This is a genomic window from Novosphingobium sp. (assembly GCF_019748365.1).
Lineage (GTDB): Bacteria > Pseudomonadota > Alphaproteobacteria > Sphingomonadales > Sphingomonadaceae > Novosphingobium.
This window is the reverse complement of the sequence record NZ_JAIEPN010000099.1, coordinates 1-16,693: the sequence shown is the minus strand read 5'-3', so window position 1 is coordinate 16,693 and position 16,693 is coordinate 1. Positions and strand designations below refer to the sequence as shown.

General features: G+C 66.7%; 18 protein-coding genes. 14 read left to right on the top strand and 4 right to left on the bottom strand.

Going from position 1 to position 16,693, the window contains the following annotated elements:
• Positions 1 to 669 (top strand): peroxiredoxin-like family protein, encoded by a 669-nt coding sequence (locus K5Q19_RS12420; protein WP_292945573.1) that lies wholly within the window; start codon positions 1 to 3, stop codon positions 667 to 669.
• A gap of 3 nt (positions 670 to 672) precedes the next feature.
• Here K5Q19_RS12420 and K5Q19_RS12415 read toward each other — a convergent pair whose 3' ends face one another.
• The 3 genes from K5Q19_RS12415 to K5Q19_RS12405 all read right to left on the bottom strand — a co-directional run bounded on the left by K5Q19_RS12415 (position 673) and on the right by K5Q19_RS12405 (position 2,280).
• The gene (locus K5Q19_RS12415) at positions 673 to 1,341 is read right to left on the bottom strand and encodes a DUF1109 domain-containing protein (RefSeq protein WP_292945570.1); all 669 of its coding nucleotides are present in this window, start codon (positions 1,339 to 1,341) and stop codon (positions 673 to 675) included.
• Positions 1,342 to 1,507: 166 nt separating this feature from the next.
• A complete protein-coding gene (locus K5Q19_RS12410) occupies positions 1,508 to 1,948 on the bottom strand; it encodes a DoxX family protein (protein WP_292945567.1) in 441 nt (146 codons plus the stop codon).
• A gap of 59 nt (positions 1,949 to 2,007) precedes the next feature.
• Positions 2,008 to 2,280: a DUF2282 domain-containing protein gene (locus tag K5Q19_RS12405; protein WP_292945564.1), complete on the bottom strand. Its 273-nt coding sequence runs from the start codon at positions 2,278 to 2,280 to the stop codon at positions 2,008 to 2,010.
• Between the two features lie 247 nt (positions 2,281 to 2,527).
• Here K5Q19_RS12405 and K5Q19_RS12400 point away from each other — a divergent pair, with 247 nt between their 5' ends.
• From K5Q19_RS12400 to K5Q19_RS12380, 5 genes are all read left to right on the top strand, one after another.
• Complete coding sequence (locus K5Q19_RS12400; RefSeq protein ID WP_292945562.1) at positions 2,528 to 3,655, top strand: aminotransferase class I/II-fold pyridoxal phosphate-dependent enzyme; 1,128 nt, start codon at positions 2,528 to 2,530, stop codon at positions 3,653 to 3,655.
• A 107-nt stretch (positions 3,656 to 3,762) separates the two neighbouring features.
• On the top strand, positions 3,763 to 4,032 hold the full coding sequence (locus K5Q19_RS12395; RefSeq protein WP_292945560.1) for a hypothetical protein: 270 nt from the start codon (positions 3,763 to 3,765) through the stop codon (positions 4,030 to 4,032).
• A gap of 177 nt (positions 4,033 to 4,209) precedes the next feature.
• Positions 4,210 to 5,034, top strand: a complete 825-nt coding sequence (locus K5Q19_RS12390; RefSeq protein WP_292945557.1) for a DUF692 domain-containing protein — start codon at positions 4,210 to 4,212, stop codon at positions 5,032 to 5,034.
• Positions 5,031 to 5,771 (top strand): DNA-binding domain-containing protein, encoded by a 741-nt coding sequence (locus tag K5Q19_RS12385; RefSeq protein ID WP_292945554.1) that lies wholly within the window; start codon positions 5,031 to 5,033, stop codon positions 5,769 to 5,771. The genes K5Q19_RS12390 and K5Q19_RS12385 overlap by 4 nt, the downstream gene beginning before the upstream one ends.
• A gap of 211 nt (positions 5,772 to 5,982) precedes the next feature.
• Positions 5,983 to 6,603 (top strand): glutathione S-transferase family protein, encoded by a 621-nt coding sequence (locus tag K5Q19_RS12380; RefSeq protein WP_292945551.1) that lies wholly within the window; start codon positions 5,983 to 5,985, stop codon positions 6,601 to 6,603.
• Between the two features lie 80 nt (positions 6,604 to 6,683).
• Here the strand turns inward: K5Q19_RS12380 and K5Q19_RS12375 are convergent, their stop codons facing one another.
• Positions 6,684 to 7,604 carry a LysR family transcriptional regulator gene (locus K5Q19_RS12375; RefSeq protein ID WP_292945548.1) on the bottom strand — a complete coding sequence of 307 codons (921 nt, stop codon included), beginning with the start codon at positions 7,602 to 7,604 and terminating at the stop codon, positions 6,684 to 6,686.
• 123 nt (positions 7,605 to 7,727) lie between these two features.
• Between K5Q19_RS12375 and K5Q19_RS12370 the strand changes: the two genes are divergently transcribed.
• The 8 genes from K5Q19_RS12370 to K5Q19_RS12335 all read left to right on the top strand — a co-directional run bounded on the left by K5Q19_RS12370 (position 7,728) and on the right by K5Q19_RS12335 (position 16,567).
• On the top strand, positions 7,728 to 8,279 hold the full coding sequence (locus tag K5Q19_RS12370) for a peroxidase-related enzyme (protein ID WP_292945545.1): 552 nt from the start codon (positions 7,728 to 7,730) through the stop codon (positions 8,277 to 8,279).
• Between the two features lie 79 nt (positions 8,280 to 8,358).
• Entirely contained in the window at positions 8,359 to 9,363 is a 1,005-nt protein-coding gene (locus tag K5Q19_RS12365; RefSeq protein WP_292945542.1) for an alpha/beta hydrolase, read from the top strand.
• 127 nt (positions 9,364 to 9,490) lie between these two features.
• Positions 9,491 to 11,113, top strand: a complete 1,623-nt coding sequence (locus K5Q19_RS12360; protein ID WP_292945540.1) for an FAD-dependent oxidoreductase — start codon at positions 9,491 to 9,493, stop codon at positions 11,111 to 11,113.
• Between the two features lie 197 nt (positions 11,114 to 11,310).
• Positions 11,311 to 11,982: an energy transducer TonB gene (locus K5Q19_RS12355; protein ID WP_292945537.1), complete on the top strand. Its 672-nt coding sequence runs from the start codon at positions 11,311 to 11,313 to the stop codon at positions 11,980 to 11,982.
• Between the two features lie 75 nt (positions 11,983 to 12,057).
• Positions 12,058 to 13,449, top strand: a complete 1,392-nt coding sequence (locus K5Q19_RS12350; RefSeq protein WP_292945534.1) for an ethanolamine ammonia-lyase subunit EutB — start codon at positions 12,058 to 12,060, stop codon at positions 13,447 to 13,449.
• A complete protein-coding gene (gene eutC, locus K5Q19_RS12345; protein WP_292945532.1) occupies positions 13,446 to 14,207 on the top strand; it encodes an ethanolamine ammonia-lyase subunit EutC in 762 nt (253 codons plus the stop codon). Before K5Q19_RS12350 ends, eutC begins: the two co-directional genes overlap by 4 nt.
• Positions 14,204 to 15,544, top strand: coding sequence for an ethanolamine permease (gene eat / locus K5Q19_RS12340; RefSeq protein ID WP_292945529.1), 1,341 nt, complete (start codon positions 14,204 to 14,206; stop codon positions 15,542 to 15,544). The genes eutC and eat overlap by 4 nt, the downstream gene beginning before the upstream one ends.
• A complete protein-coding gene (locus K5Q19_RS12335) occupies positions 15,545 to 16,567 on the top strand; it encodes a glycoside hydrolase family 76 protein (RefSeq protein ID WP_292945526.1) in 1,023 nt (340 codons plus the stop codon).
• The last annotated feature ends 126 nt before the right edge of the window (positions 16,568 to 16,693 follow it).

Sequence of the window (16,693 nt, the reverse complement as noted above, 5' to 3'; positions counted from 1 at the left end):
ATGGAACGTCCCACCCCTTCCCCTCTTCCACTGGGCCCCCAGCTGGCGCAAATCCGGCGCAGCAATCCAGACCTCGGCCCGTTTTTCGATGAGATCGTGATCGCCCTGCGCGGGGCAGGTGTAGGCGCATCAGCCCCGAAGGTGGGCGAGATGTTTCCCGATTTCTCGCTGCCCACCGTGCAGGGCAGCTATCGCCGGTTGGGCGATCTGCTCGACAAGGGGCCGGTGATCGTGAACTTCAGCCGCGGGCGCTGGTGTCCCTATTGCGTGCACGAGGTTTCTGCCTGGGCCGACATGCTGCCGGAGCTGGCGGCGGCTGGTGTCCGCTTTGTCGAGATCACGGGTGAAACCGGCGGCGGCGCGCGCGCGCTGGGCGACATCCTTGCCGCCTCACCCCATGCGGATGTTGCCGAAGTGCTGTGCGATGTCGACCACGGCGTCGCGCTGTCGCTCGGCCTTGCCTTCTTTGCGGGTGATCCACTGCTTGATTTCTATCAGGAGATGGGGCTCGACATGCACCAGCTCTATGGCTCGCCGAGCGGTTTTCTCCCGGTACCGGCCACTTTTGCACTCGATCCGGCTGGCCGTGTCCGGTTTGCCTATGCCGACGTCGATTTCCGCGAACGCGCGGAGCCGGCCGACGTCCTTGCCGCGCTGCGCGAAGGCTGAGCCTTACCAGCGCAGCAATGGCGGGGTGACAAAGCGGATCACCGTCGCCGCCAGCAGCATCGCCGCCGGATAGACCGAGGTAACGAACGCCATCGTCTGCGAAGGGCAGAACAGGCTGTAGGCAAAGGTGCCGAGCGCCGCCGCGCTCCAGCCGGTCAGCCAGCCGGCGCGTGCCAGATCGGTAGGCGCAGCGCGGCGCATCCACAGCACAAGCCCCGCACCGACGAGGAGCGAGGTGACGAACGAGATGCCGAAGCACCGCATGGTGATGAGCGGCGTCAGTTCAGCGAAACTCGTCCGCCGCCCCGAAACGATGCCATTCAGCAGCAGGCCCATGAGGCCGACAGGCATGATGGCGAGGACCATTGTGCCAAGGACTGTCGCCCCCTGATCGGCGCGGCCAGGAACCGCAGCGCGCAGCGCAGCGACGAGCAGGAACAGGCCGCCCGTCAGCAAGGCTGCCCCGCGCGCCAGCACGATCGGCGCGGGATGCAGGACCATAACATCCGCTCGAAAGCCGAATGTCAGCCACACCCCGCCGATGGCCAGCACCGTCAGGCCGAGCCCGACAGCCACACCGCGCCACAGACGCAGCGGCGCGACTGGCCGCAGATCGCCGACCAGCGCCTCGATCGTCTGTTCGATGGACGGCTCGTCCGGATCGAGGGCCATGACACTTCCTTCGTTGCACCACCAAGCCCGAAAAACAAAGGCCGGGCCCGGGATCACCAGATGAACTGGCTACCGGTTCCCGGCCACGTTGCATCTTTGCCCGCGCCCCGCAAGACCGGCCCGCGTTGATGCGGGCCGGTCGCTGCGCGGAGCAGGCGGCGCGGGTTCAGCCCCGGCGCAGCAGACGGTCGAGCGAGATCGCTCCACCGCCCTTGGCGATGAGCGGCAGGAGAAGTGCCGCCCAGCTCAGGTGCGTCGGCCAAGCATCGGGATAGACGAAGACCTCGATCACGGTTGTCATGCCAAGGAGGCCAAGGGCCGCAAAGCGCGTGCCGAGGCCAAGAACCAGCAGGATCGGAAAGAGGTGCTCCGCATAGGTCGCCATGGGGGCGGCCAGTTCCGGTGGCACGAACGGCAGTTTGTAATCGGTATCGAACAGGTAGTAGGTGCTGTCGGTGATCGTCAGCCAGCCTTCCACCTTGGTTCGACCGGACTGAAAGAACACCGCCGCGATGCCCAGCCGCGCCACAAGCAGCAGCAGGGATTCGGGCAGCACGCGCCCGGCAAGCTCGGCCAGCCGGTTGTAGACGGTAACGAGAGCGGTCATGCGGGGATACCTTTATGGATCCGGCAGGCGCCCCGGTCAGCCGGAGCGCCCTGCCGCGCTCAGTGCGCCTTGGGGGTCAGCGAACCGTTGCCCTTGGGCGTCTTGATCGAAGTGCAGGTGCCAGCCTTGACCAGCGTCCAGGCGTTGCCCTGATAATCGACCTTCGAGGTGCCGGCGCAGCTGGTGCCCGGACCCGCGGCGCAATCGTTCTTGCCGGCCTTGGCGACGCCATAGCACTTTTCCATGGCGGGCTTGGCATCGGCGGCGTGGGCAGCACCGGCAACAAGGCCGAGAGCGATCGAAGCGGCGAAAGCGGTTGCAGCAATCTTCATGACGTAATCCTTTTTGAACGGTTGAACCACAGGGGTGGAAATGCAGGAACTGAGAGGCCGGGCGCGCAGTCTGCCGCGTCCTTGCCTCGTGTCCGGAAGTATTCGCGCCGGCCACGTTGACCAGTTCGCCACCTGCACAATGGCGGTTACACAGCTGCAGCATTTTTTCGGCGCGGGTGGACCTCGCAGGCGGGAAATTCTAGGGAAGCGCCGAAAAAATCACCGTGATGAAAGGACAATCGGCCCCATGCGGAATTTTGCGCTGGAGGTGTACTTCTCGAAGTGGGAATTCGCCGCGAAGTATCACCTCACCGCATCCGATGCGCAGAGCATGACCGTCTCGCAGCTGCTCGCGCATGCCTCGGCTGAAGACCTTGCGCGGTTCGACAACCTTCATCTGGGTTATACCAAAACCTTCGGCGCGGAGCCGCTGCTGCACGAGATCGCGAAGACTTACGACGGGATCGCCGAGGATCAGCTGCTGTGCTTTGCAGGCGCGCAGGAAGGCATCTATGTCGCCATGCAAGTGCTGCTGACGCCCGCGGACCACTGCATCGTGATCACCCCGAACTATCAGTCGGCCGAGACGATTCCGCTTTCGATCTGCGCAGTGACCGGGGTCGCGCTGGATGAAGAGGCAGGCTGGGCGCTCGATCTCGATGCCGTGCGCGCGGCGCTCAGGCCCAACACGAAGCTCATCTCGATCAACTTCCCCAACAACCCCACCGGCGCGATCCCCTCGCCGGAAACCTTCGCCGCGCTGATCGACCTGTGCCGCGCGCGGGGGATCTGGCTGTTCAGCGATGAAGTCTACCGCCTGATCGAACACCACCCGGATGCGCGCCTGCCGCAAGTGGCCGATGTCTACGAACGCGGCGTGTCGCTCAATGTGATGTCGAAGTCCTATGGACTGCCGGGCTTGCGCATCGGCTGGCTGGCCTGCCAGGACCGCGCGTTCCTGCAAGCGTGCGAGCACTACAAGCACTATCTCTCGATCTGCAATTCGGCGCCCTCCGAACTGCTCGCGGAAATCGCACTCAAGGCGCGCGAGGTGATCGTCGGGCGCAATCGCGATCTGGCCCACCACAACCTTGGGCTGCTTGACGCGTTCTTCGCGGACTTCCCGGGCCTGTTCGATTGGCGCCGTCCGGATGGCAGCTGCGTCGCCTTCATCCGCTACAAGGGCGCCGATGGGGCTGAGCGCTTCACCGAGCGGCTGGTCGAGGAGACTGGCGTGCTGCTGCTGCCCTCCAGCATCTATCACTCCGAGCTTGGCCCGGTGCCGCAGGACCATTTCCGCATTGGCTTTGGCCGCAGCAATCTGCCTGAGGGACTGACGGTGTTTCGCGAATGGCTGATGCGGAACCGGCCATGAGCAGGATTTTTTCCGCCGCACACAAAAAATGTGAGCTGCCTGTAACCGCAGTTGGACGTCAATCGAATATGACGATGCCATCCCGGCGCAAAATTCGGAGACGACCCATGACCACCCTGAAGACCGGCCTTGCCATCGCCGCCAACGCTGCCCTTATCGCCGCCGCCATGGCGGTTGCCCCCACCCCCGCCATCGCCAAGGGCAAGTCCGCCCAGGTCGTGCACTGCTACGGCGTGAACACCTGCAAGGGCACCTCGGACTGCGCTGCTGGCGCTCACAGCTGCAAGGGCCAGAATGAATGCAAGGGCCAGGGCTTCAAGGCTCTGACCAAGAAGGCCTGCGCTGCGCAGGGTGGCAGCCTGACCGAGCCCAAGTAAGCGGCTCCCTCAGCTCAGCCACCACCCTCACGGCTGATGCTGCCACGACTTGACCGGGGCTCCTTGTCCCAACTGCCCAATTGCGCCGCACCCCCTCCCCGGCGCACCATGGAGCCCCGGCCTTCTTTGCTGCAAGACACCATCCTTTCCCGAGACCCCACATGACCGAGGCGCGCAATGTCTGAGAGACTGGTCGGATTTGGCCTTGGCATGCGCAGACCGCACTACCGGTCCTATATCGACGGCACCGCGCCCGTTGATTTCATCGAGGTGATCTCGGAAAACTTCATGATCCCCGGCGGCAAGCCGCTCGATACGCTGACGAAGGCACGCGGCAACTATCCGCTCGCCCTCCACGGCGTTTCGATGTCGATCGGCTCTGCCGATGGCCTGAGGGACGATTACCTCCGTGAACTTCGCCGCCTTGTCGACATGATGGAGCCCGCTGTGGTCTCGGACCACTTGTGCTGGACCCGGATCGACGGCTTCAATTCGCACGACCTGCTGCCGGTGCCCTATACCGAGGAAGCGCTGGACGTGGTCTGCCGCAATATCGACCGCGCGCAGGAAGCGCTTGGCCGCCGCATGCTGTTCGAGAACCCCTCCAGCTACATCAACTTCCCCGGTGCGATGACCGAATGGGAATTCCTTGCGCAAATGACCCGGCGCACCGGCTGCGGCCTGCTGCTCGATGTCAACAACATCTACGTCAGCGCGCAGAATCACGGTTTCGCCGCCGCCGACTATCTGGCGGGCATTCCCATGCACGCGATCGGGCAGATCCACCTCGCCGGCCATGTGCAGGGCGAGCATCTGCTCATCGACACGCACGACCAGCCGGTGCCGGACGAAGTCTGGGCGCTCTACCGCGCGGCAACCGCGCTTGCCGGCCCGGTGCCGACAATGATCGAGCGCGACGACAACATCCCCGATCTGGAAGAACTCTGCGCCGAACTCGACATCGCGCGCGGCATCGCCGCCGATGAAAGGATCGCGGCATGAGCCTGCTCGCCCTGCAGCGCGATTTCCGCGACTGGCTGGTGACCGGCGAGGAAAGCGCCGCCGCCGCACTGGGCGGCGGGCCGGGCACGGCGGTCTACCAGAACAACTACCGCGTCGCGCTGGTCTCCAGCCTCGCCGAAACATTCCAGCGCCTCGTGCTCTGGCTGGGCGAGGAAGACTTCGAGATGGCCGCTGCGCGCTACATCGATGCCCGCCCGCCTTCGAGCTGGACGCTCGATGCCTATGGCGAGGACTTCACCGATTTCGTCGCGACGCTCTGGCCCGATGATCCGGAAGTGGCCGAAATCGCGCTGATCGACTGGACCGTCGGCCAGGTTTTCGTGGGCATGGACAGTTTTGCGCTCTGCGCTGAGGGGCTTTCGGTGGCGGACTGGGAAACTGCCGTCATCCACACGGTTCCTTCGCTGCTCGTCATGCCGATCCGGACCAACGCCGACGCGATCTGGCAGGCGCTCGCCACCGGGGAAACGCCGCCGCCAGCAGAACTTGTAGAGCGCGGCACGGCCCTGCTCGTCTGGCGACAGGGCCTTGAACCCGTGTTCCGCCGCGCCGAAGCGCATGAACGCGATGTGCTGGCATGGTCCGCAGCTGGCGAAGGTTTTGCCGCGGTCTGCGCGCGTCTGGCCGATACGCTGGGCGAGGAAGCGGCGGTAACGACCGCTGGTACGCTGCTTGGCCGCTGGCTCGCTGAAGGCATGATCGCCGCCGTCGGCTAGAGGCTGATGCACTCGCATCGTGAACGAGCATACGTCGCACGGGCCCGCGCCCGCTGCGGCGTTCTTGCATGTATTTCTTGCACATGCGCTGCGGCTTCATCCATTCCCACCTGGAATGAACACTATCGCAACGGCGATGCTACTGTCGGTCTGCAGCATGGATCATACCGTTTCCCGCGGCCAAGGCCCCACCAACCCAGAGGAGATTGCCATGATCAAGGTCCACCTTTTTGCCACGCCCAACAGCGTCAAGGTTCCTCTCGCGCTGGAGGAGGCCGGGCTTCCCTATGAACTGGTGCGCGTGAATGTCCGCGCCGGCGAGCAGCGCGATCCCGCCTTCGTCAGCCTCAATCCCAATGCCAAAGTGCCGGTGCTGGTCGATCCCGATGGCCCGGACGGTGAGCTGGTCCTGACCGAAAGCGCTGCCATTCTCGTCTACATCGCCGAAAAGACCGGCAAGATGCTCCCGGCAAGCGGCACGGCGCGCGCCCGCGTGTTCGAACAGCTGCTGTTCCACGCCTCCGCGCTGAGCCCCAACTTCGGCAATGCCGGCTGGGCCCGCGGCGCAGAGAACGAAGGCGCGCAGGCCCGCTTCACGCCGGAAGCCAACCGCCTGACCGATCTCCTTGAGGCGAAACTCGCCACGCAGCGGTTCGTCGCGGGCGATGACTTCTCGATCGCCGACATCGCGCACTGGGGCTGGTTCTGGCGCCGCGGCTTTGCCGGCATCGATTTCGAGAACCGGCCGAACCTGCAGCGCTGGTACGACGAACTGGCCGCGCGGCCGGCCTTCGTCACCGCCGAAGCGCGGGTGAACGCCCTCCTCGGCTGACGCGCCGACATCCTTTCGGGGCGCCGACGTCCCCAACGGTGCCCTCGGCCCGGCCACCTCTCCCCCGGGTGGCCGGGCCTTCAGTTTTCGGCAAAACAGCCCGCCACCTCGCCCAGCACCTGCTGCAGGCGCGGCGCGACGAAATCGAGGAAGGCCCTCAGTTTCAGCGGCTGGCTGCGCTGGCGGCGATGTACCAGCTGGACCGGCACCGCGTCGCACCCGAGGTGCGTGAGCAGCGGCACGACCTGTCCATCGTTCACCGCTGCTGCTGCCTGATAGGACATGACCCGCGCCACCCCGACACCAGCGGCGGCGGCTTCGATGATCGCATCGGCGGTGTTGACCGAGAAACGCGGCACGATCTCCACCGTGCGCGCTGCAGCCCCTGCGCCGATCCGCCAGCTGCGCCAGGTCTGCAGGCCCTCGAAGGCGATGCAATCATGCCGCGCCAGATCTTCGGGCTGTTCGACCGGGCCGCGCCGCGCGAGATAGGCGGGGCTTGCGCAGACCACCCAGCGGATATCACCCAGTTTGCGGGCGACCAGATCGCTGTCAGGCAGCTGGCCGACGCGCACCGCCACGTCAACATGCGCCTCGACCAGATCGATGTTCGAATCCGAAAGCACCAGCCGCACGGTCACATCGGGATAGACCGCAAGAAACGCATGGACCACCGGCGCCACGTGGAGCTTGCCGAACATGATCGGCGCCGTGACCATCAGCTCGCCGCGCGGCGCGCGATACTCGCCGCTGGCCGCGCGTTCGGCATCTGCCAGATCGTCGAGTACGCGGCGGGTGGCCGCAACGAAAGCCTCGCCCGCTTCGGTCAGGATCAGCTTGCGGCTGGTCCGCACCAGCAGCTGCGCGCCAAGGTGTGCTTCGAGATCGGAAACCCGGCGGCTGATGGTGGGCAGCGGCGTGTTCAGGGCGCGCGAGGCGGAAGACAGGCTGCCGCCGTCGACCGCCGCGAGAAGAGTGCGCATCGCCTCGAACCGGTCCATCAGGGCATTCCGTTTTCTGGAAGGAAGGATTGCCAAGGTAGCGGATACTGCCGCTCAGCGGAAGGTCCTACTTGGAAGTCACCGGCCGAACTGGCCCGCTCCCACGGAAAGGTCTCCCCCCAAATGTCGCGCATTCCCACCCCGGCCACTGTCGCCGACGCGCCCGAAGCCTCGCAGCCGCTGCTTGAAGCGGTCAACAAGGCGCTCGGCACCGTGCCCAATCTCCACCGCCTCGTTGCCACCAGCCCGGCCGCGCTCGAAGGCTATCTCGCGATGAACGGCGCGCTGGCCAAGGGCAAGCTGCCCGCCCCGACCCGCGAACGCATCGCGCTCGCCGTCGCCGAACTCAACGGCTGCGACTACTGCCTCTCGGCCCACACCTACCTCGGCAAGAACCTCGCGAAGCTCGACGACGCCGAAATCACCGCCAACCGCAGCGGCGCTTCGAACGATCCCAAGGCCGATGCCGCGGTGCGCTTTGCCGTGCAACTGGTGAAGACGCGCGGCCATGTCGGCGCCGCAGACGTCGAAGCGGTTCGCACCGCCGGATACACCGACGCACAGCTGCTCGAGATCGTCCAGCACGTCGCGCTCAACACCTGGACCAACTACGTCAACTCGGCCTTCGCGACCGAGATCGACTTCCCGGTCGTCACCGCGCGCTTCGCGGCTTGACGTCCCCTGCGGGCGCCTCGCTTCCCCCTCCCGGCAGGCGCCCGCCACCCCATAACGGAACCAACAAGGAAAACGCCCCATGTCCCTAAAGGCACGCCTCCTGACTGTCGCCGTCTCCGCCTCGGTCCTCGCCGTCAATGTCGTCGCATCATTCCCCGCGCTGGCCCGGCCAGCCGCTCCGGCCCCCGCTGCAAGCCACGTCATTCCAGCGCAGCCGGTGTTTTATCGGACCGTCAAGGTCGACGGGCTCGACATCTTCTACCGCGAGGCCGGAGATCCACGCAAACCCACGATCCTGCTGCTCCACGGCTTCCCTTCTTCGAGCCACATGTTCCGCGATCTGATCCCACTGCTCGCCGATCGCTATCATGTCGTCGCGCCGGATTACCCGGGGTTCGGCCGTTCGTCGCAGCCCGCCCCCGCCGACTACGCCTATACCTTCGATCATCTCTACGAGACGGTCGATCACTTCACCCGCGCCGTCGGCGTCACGAAGTTCGCGGTCTATATCCAGGACTACGGCGCACCGGTCGGGCTGCGCTTTGCGCTGCGCCAGCCGGAGCGCGTGACCGCACTCATCGTGCAGAACGGCAATGCCTATGACGTCGGCCTTTCCCCCGCATGGGCACCGATCAAGGCGCTCTGGGCCAATGATACCGCCGAGACGCGGGAAGGGGCCGCTGCCTTCCTCACCCGCAAGCTCACAACGTTCCAATACAGCGCCGGGGTGCCTGCCGACCGCGTCAACCCCGATGCGATCGACAACGATCAGGCGATCCTCGATCGGCCCGGCAACCGCGAAATCCAGCTTGCGCTGTTTGCCAACTACCAGACCAATGTCGCGCTCTACCCGGCCTTCCACGAGGCTTTCCGCAAGCACCAGTTCCCCACTCTGGTCGTGTGGGGGAAGAACGATCCGATCTTCACTGTCGCCGGGGCCGAAGCTTTTGCGCAAGACCTGCCCATGGCGAAGCTGCGGCTGATCGATGCCGGCCACTTCGCGCTTGAAACCAAGGCTGATGAGATCGCCGGCGAAATCCGGGCGTTCATGGCAGCAGAAGTCGGCCAGCGCGCGGCCCGCTGATCGGCCGTCGCCGCATCGCAGCCTGCAGCCAACCGGCTGTAGCGCTGCGGTGCGGCGTTACGGTATGCTGGCGCCACGCGACTCCGCGTCTCCCCCGCCGCCCGGCGCTCAGCAGGAACCGACCCAGATGGAATCGATTGGCGCCGATCTTCGCGCGATGCAGCGCACGCCGCTTCATGCCAGCCATGTCGAAGCGCTACGCGCCGCCGGCACGATCAAGACCTACCCCGCCGGCACGATCATGGCCCGGCCCGGAGACCCCGCCGATACCTTCACCTATGTCGAGGAAGGCGAGATCGAGGTCGTCAATCCCATCACCGATGAACGGCACCTGCCCTCCACGCTCGGCCCCACGCAGTTCATGGGCGAGATTTCCTTTCTCAGCGGCGGCACCGTCTCGATGGCCATGCGCGCGGCGCAGGACACGCGGGTGATCGAAGTCCCGCGCGAGGCGATGCTGGCGCTCATGTCGCAGATCCCGGAAATGTCGGACATCGTGATCACCGTGCTCGCCGCGCGCCGCCGCCGCCAGCTGGATGAGCGCGACAGCTCGCTCCAGCTGATCGGCGAGGACGAGGACGCTGCCGTCCGCCGCGTCGCGCAGTTCGCCAGCCGCAATCGCATTCCCTATCGTTCGCTGAAGCTCGGCAGCGAGGAAGCGCTGGCCGCCGCGCAGGCCTGCTCGCTCACGGCGGGCAGCCCGGCGGTGATCTTCGGGCGCGACACCGTGGTGACCGACCCGACACCCGACAGGATCGCCCACCTGCTCGGCATCAACCGCGAGCTGCAATACGACGAGGCCTTCGACGTGATCATCGTCGGCGGCGGGCCTGCAGGCGTCGCGGCAGGCGTCTATGCCGGGGCCGAAGGGCTCTGCGCGCTGGTGATCGAGGACCTCGCCATCGGCGGGCAGGCCGGCACCTCCAGCCGGATCGAGAACTACATGGGCTTCCCCACCGGCATTTCGGGCGGCGATCTCGTCTGGCGCGGCGAAGTGCAGGCGATGAAGTTCGGCACCCGCTTTGCCCTGCCGCGCCGGGTACTCGCGCTCGAACAGCTCGATGATGGCCAGTTCTGCGCCACGTTCGACAATGGGCAACGCGTGCGCGGCAAGGCCGTGGTTGTGGCGACGGGGGTGCAGTATCGCCGCCTGCCGATCCCGCGCCTTGCCGAATTCGAGGGCGCGGGCATCTATTACGCCGCGACCGAGATCGAGGCGCGCTATTGCAAAGGCACGCAGGCGGTGATCATCGGCGGGGGCAATTCGGCGGGGCAGGCGGCGATGTACCTCAGCCGTACGGCGCACTGCACGCACGTGGTGGTACGTGGCCCTTCGCTCGCGCTGTCGATGTCGAGCTATCTGTCCGGGCGCCTGGAGGCCGATCCCGCCATCCAGATCGACTACAATTCCGAAGTCGTCGCGCTCCACGGCGGTGCGCATCTCGAAGGGGTGACCTTGCGCAACGCGAAGACCGGCGAGACGCAAGACATCCCCACGCGCGCGCTGTTCATCATGGTCGGCGCCGCGCCCAACACCGAATGGCTTTCGGGCCTCGTCGACCTTGACGACAAGGGCTTCGTGAAGACCGGGCCGGCCGTAGGCGCCGCCTCGCCTTATGCCACCTCGCACCCCGACATCTTCGCGGTGGGCGATGTCCGCTCGGGCTCGGTCAAGCGCGTGGCTTCAGCCGTGGGCGAAGGCTCGGTGGTGATCTCGAAAGTATGGGACTACGTGAACAGCGGCGGCTGAGCCCGATCCGTTGCAGGGGGCAACTTAAAACTCCACCAATGCGGTTGAGATTCTTCTCGCAAGCCTCTCCGAGCCGTGGTAATGTTATACCATAAATCGTCGTACGGCCCGTGTTGCTTGCATCGGGATTGTTCGTTTCGGCCCCGCTGCTCGCCTTCGCAACCCGGTCTGTCCGGCACAGCCGAGGAGAGCATGCGATGGCCTACCTTACACCTGAGACCAGTCGGCGGCGGATCGTCGCGCTAGGCGCTGTCGGCGCCGTGCACGGCGTGATGGCGGTGGTGCTGCTCACCGGCTTTGCCGGCGGGATCATCGAGAAGATCAAGCCGAAAGACTGGACCAAGGCCTGGACCTATATGCCACCGCCACCCCCGGCGCCGAGCCCCACACCCGATGTGAAGCCCCTGCCGCATACCCGCGATACCACACCCAGGCCCGATCCGACGCTGCCGTTGCCGCCCATCGGCGATCCGGGCCTCCACATCGATCCCGGCCCGCTGCCGCCGATCGGATCGGAGCTTGGCGGCGGGACCCTACCGCCGCTGCAGCCGCCCACGCCTAGCCCCAGCTTCACCCCGCGCGCGGCCAAGCCGCTCGGCATGCCGGGCAAATGGGTTTCGGATGCGGATTACCCGACCAGTGCCCTGCGCCGCGGCCAGCAGGGGGCTTCCGCGTTCGAGCTGACCATCGGCCCGGACGGGCGCGTGCGCGATTGCCGGATCACCCGCTCCAGCGGCTCGGCCGATCTCGACGCGGCGACCTGCGCGAAAGTCGGCGAGCGCGCCAGCTTCACGCCCGCGCGCGATGAACACGGCGATCTGGTGGCGGGGCGCTATTCCGGCGTGATCCGCTGGCGCATTCCGGAGTAATTGGCCCCAAACTCTCGTTGCAATGCAGCAAGATCGCGGCTTACCATCCCGCCCGGGCATGGAGGGCTCGCGATCTTGCCGTTTACCTGTGATCTTGGCGGCGAACGGCACGGCTTTGCGGACCTCAAGGCCGTGCTCGCCGCCGCAAGCCCGGCGCGGTCGGGCGATGAACTGGCCGGGCTAGCCGCCGCCAGCGCCACGCGCAGGGTGGCCGCGCGCTGGGTGCTGGCCGATCTGCCGCTCAAGGTGTTCCTCAGCGAAGCGGTCGTGCCCTACGAGCAGGACGAAGTCACCCGGCTGATCATCGACAGCCACGATACCGCCGCCTTCGCGCCGATTGCCCACCTCACCGTCGGCGGCTTTCGCGACTGGCTGCTGAGCGAAGCTGCGGACGAAGCCGCGCTCGCCGCCATCGCCCCCGGCGCGACGCCGGAAATGGCAGCGGCGGTTTCCAAGCTGATGCGCAATCAGGACCTGATCGCGGTGGCGCAGAAGATCCGCGTGGTGACTGCCTTCCGCTCCACCATCGGCCTTCCAGGCCGCCTCTCCACCCGACTCCAGCCCAACCACCCGGCAGACGATCCGCGCGGGATTGCCGCAGCGGTGCTCGATGGCCTGCTCCACGGCGTGGGCGACGCGGTAATCGGGGTGAACCCCGCCACCGACAGCGTGCCCGCCGCCACCACCCTCATCCGCATGCTCGACGAACTGCGACAGGCCTATGCGATCCCGACGCAGACTTGCGTCCTCACCCACGTGACCAATGCGCTCGCTATCATGGAGCGTGGCGCGCCGGTCGATCTGGTGTTCCAGTCGGTCGCGGGGAGCGAGGCGGCCAATGCGGGCTTTGGGATCGACCTTGCCATCCTGCGCGAGGCGCACAGCGCGGCTCTGGCGCTGGGGCGCGGCACGGTGGGCCGGAACGTGATGTATTTCGAGACCGGGCAAGGCTCCGCGCTCTCCGCCAATGCCCACCACGGCGTCGACCAGCAGACGATGGAGGCGCGTGCCCATGCCGTCGCGCGCGCGTTCGATCCGCTGCTCGTCAACACCGTCGTCGGCTTCATCGGGCCGGAATACCTCTACGACGGCAAGCAGATCATCCGCGCCGGGCTCGAAGACCACTTCTGCGGCAAGCTGCTCGGCCTGCCGATGGGCTGCGACGTCTGCTACACCAACCATGCAGAGGCCGATCAGGACGACATGGACAGCCTGATGACCCTGCTCACCGTGGCAGGCTGCAGCTTCCTGATCTGCGTGCCGGGCAGCGACGATGTGATGCTGTCCTACCAGAGCCTCTCCAACCACGACGCGCTTTACCTGCGCAGCGTGATGGGCCTGCGCCCCGCGCCGGAGTTCGAGGCATGGCTGGCCGAAGTCGGCATCGCCGCGCCCGATGGCAGGCTGCGCGCGCTGACGGACGGCGCTTCACCGTTCGTGCGGCGGCTGGCGGAGACCCTTTCTTGAGCGAGATCGTGCCGGGCGAGCTCTGGGCGAAGCTGCGGCGGACCACCCCGGCGCGGATCGCGCTCGGGCGGGTCGGGCATGCCTTGCCGCTGGCCGAAGTGCTCGATTTCCAGCTTGCCCATGCCCGTGCGCGCGATGCGGTGCACGCGGCTTTGGACTCCGCAGCGCTGGCAGCGGAACTGGCGCCAATGCCAGTGCTGCAGGCAGAAAGCGATGCGCCGGACCGGGCGACCTATCTGCGCCGCCCGGATCTGGGCCGCCAGCTTTCAGCAAGGTCCGCCGCGCTACTGGCTGAAGCAGGCGGGCGCTGCGATGTCGTCTTCGTGATCGGCGACGGGCTTTCCGCAACCGGCGTGCAGGCGGGCGCGGCGCAGCTGGTGCGCGCCTGCGCAGCCGAGCTTGGCGGCCTCATCATCGGCCCAGTCGTCATTGCTCATCAGGCCCGCGTGGCGCTGGGCGATCCCATCGGCGCAGCACTCGGCGCGCGGGTCTGCGTCATGATCATCGGCGAGCGCCCCGGTCTCAGCGTGCATGACAGCCTCGGCATCTACATGACCTTCGCCCCCCACCCGGGCCGCACCGACGCCGAGCGCAACTGCATTTCCAACATCCACGGCGCGGGCGGACTCTCCCTGCAGGAGGCCGCGCGCACGTTGGGCTGGCTGCTCCGCGAGGCGCTGCGGCGCGAGCTTTCCGGCGTCGCGCTGAAGGACGACCAGACCCCTGCCCTTCCGTTCGAGGACTCCGCTCCCGCATGAGCACACCCCAGCTGCAGAAAAGCCTCGGCGCGTTCCAGCTCTGGGCGATTGCCGTGGGGCTGGTCATCTCGGGCGAGTATTTCGGCTGGAGCTATGGCTGGGCGAGCGCGGGGACCTTGGGTTTCCTCGTCACCACCATGGCGGTGGCGGCGATGTACATCGCCTTCATCTTCTCGTTCACCGAGCTGACCACCGCGATCCCGCACGCAGGCGGCCCCTTCGCCTATGGCCTGCGCGCGTTCGGGCCTCTGGGCGGCGCGGTGGCGGGCTTTGCCACGCTGATCGAGTTCCTCTTCGCACCGCCTGCCATCAGCCTCGCCATCGGCGCCTATCTCCATGTGCAGTTTCCGGGTCTGGAGCCCAAGCATGCTGCGCTCGGCGCCTATGCCCTGTTCATGGCGCTCAATATCGTCGGCGTGCAGATCGCGGCGAGCTTCGAAGTGGTGGTCACGCTGCTCGCCGTCGGCGAACTCGTCGTGTTCATGGCCGTGGTGCTGCCCGCCTTCCGCTGGTCGAACTTCCTTGCGGGCGGCTGGGCCGGACAGGACCATTTCAGCATGGCGGCGGTGGGCGGCATCTTCGGCGCGCTGCCCTTCGCGATCTGGTTCTTCCTCGCCATCGAAGGCGTCGCCATGGCTGCGGAAGAAGCCAAGGAGCCGCGCCGGACGATCCCCACAGCCTATATTTCCGGCATCCTCACGCTGACGGCGCTGGCCTTCGGGGTCATGCTGTTCGCCGGCGGATCGGGCAGCTGGGCTGAGCTTTCCAGCCTCAACGATCCGCTGCCACAAGCGATGAAGCGCGCGGTGGGCGCTTCCAGCGGGTGGCTGCACATGCTGGTCTGGCTCGGGCTGTTCGGCCTTGTCGCCTCGTTCCACGGGATCATCATGGGCTATGCCCGCCAGATCTTCGCGCTCGGGCGCGCGGGCTATCTGCCGGGCGCGTTCGCGCGGCTGCACCCCCGGTTCAACACGCCGCATGTGGCGACGCTGGCGGGCGGCGTGGTGGGCGTGGCTGCGATCTACAGCGATGCCTTTGTCAGCATCGCGGGCCAGTCGCTCACCGCCAGTGTGGTGACGCTGTCCGCCTTCGGGGCGCTCCTCATGTACATCGTCTCGATGGCCGCGCTGTTTCGCCTGCGCCGCAGCGAACCCGATCTGGTGCGCCCCTTCCGCGCGCCGCTCTATCCCTTCGCCCCGGCCTTCGCGCTTGGCATGGCGAGCTTCGCGCTCATCACCATGGCGTGGAACAACCGCGAACTGGCGGCGATCTTTGCCGGGCTGATGGCGGTGCTGGTCGCGGGCGCGCTGCTGCTGCGCCGCCGGGATGCCGCCTGAATGGTGCGCGTGCTGGTCGCACTGCTGTTTCTGCTCGGTGCTACCGCCGCGCGTGCGGAAACGCCGGTCTGGCAGGCTCGCGCCACCGCCGCCGCCGAAACGCTCGAGCGCCTGTGGGGCACGTCCGATGGCTGGACGGCGAGCGAGAACTGGCAGCGCTTCCCCATCACCGACGTGCTGATGGACTACCAGCGCCGCACCGGCGACACGCGCTGGCAGGGCAAGATCGCCGCCGCCGTGCGCAACCGCGCCGGGCGCTATCTCAATGACGATGATCTCTGGGCGGTGATCGCCAGCGTCGATGCATGGCAGACGGACCGCGATCCCGAACTGCTGGCCTGGGCCGCCGCCAACTACAGCCGCATCGTTACCGACCATTGGGACGATCACTGCGTCGGCGGCCTGTGGTGGGACCCGAAGCACAGCTACAAGAACGCCATCACCAACGAACTGCTGCTCACCGCCTCGACCCGGCTCTATCTGGCAACTGGGCAGGAGGCCTACCGCGACTGGGCGCTGCGCACATGGAGCTGGTTCGCCGCCTCTGGCATGATCGGCCCCGATGCACTGGTGAACGACGGGCTCGATGCGCAGTGCCACAACAACGGCGCGCCGCGCTATACCTACAATCAGGGCGTCATGCTCGGCGGGCTGAACGACCTCACCGCCATCACCGGCGATCCGCATTATCGGGATGCCGCTCTGCGCACTGCGCTGGCGGCGACCCGCATGCTGGTGACGCCGCAGGGCCTGCTCACCGAGCCCTCCGATGATCTCGGCAGGGATGGGCCGATGTTCAAGGGTGTGTTCGCCTACCACCTCGGCCATCTGGTAGAGGCCATGCCCGATAGCCCCGAACGCTCCGAACTGCGGGCATGGCTCGCCCGCAACGGCGAAGCAGTCTGGGCACTGAGCGCCGGGGGCACCCAGCCGGTGGACGGGCTGTGGCGCGGGGGATCGGGACAGACGGGCGCGGCGGCGCAGGCTTCAGCGGTGGCGCTGTTCCTTGCGGCCGGATCCTGAAAACGCGGCGCACGGGCCCCCAAAGGGGTGGTTTCGGATTGATCTGCCTGGTGATTGGTGCGGTCGAGAAGACTCGAACTTCCACGGGCTTTCGCCCACAACGACCTCAACGTTGCGCGTCTACCA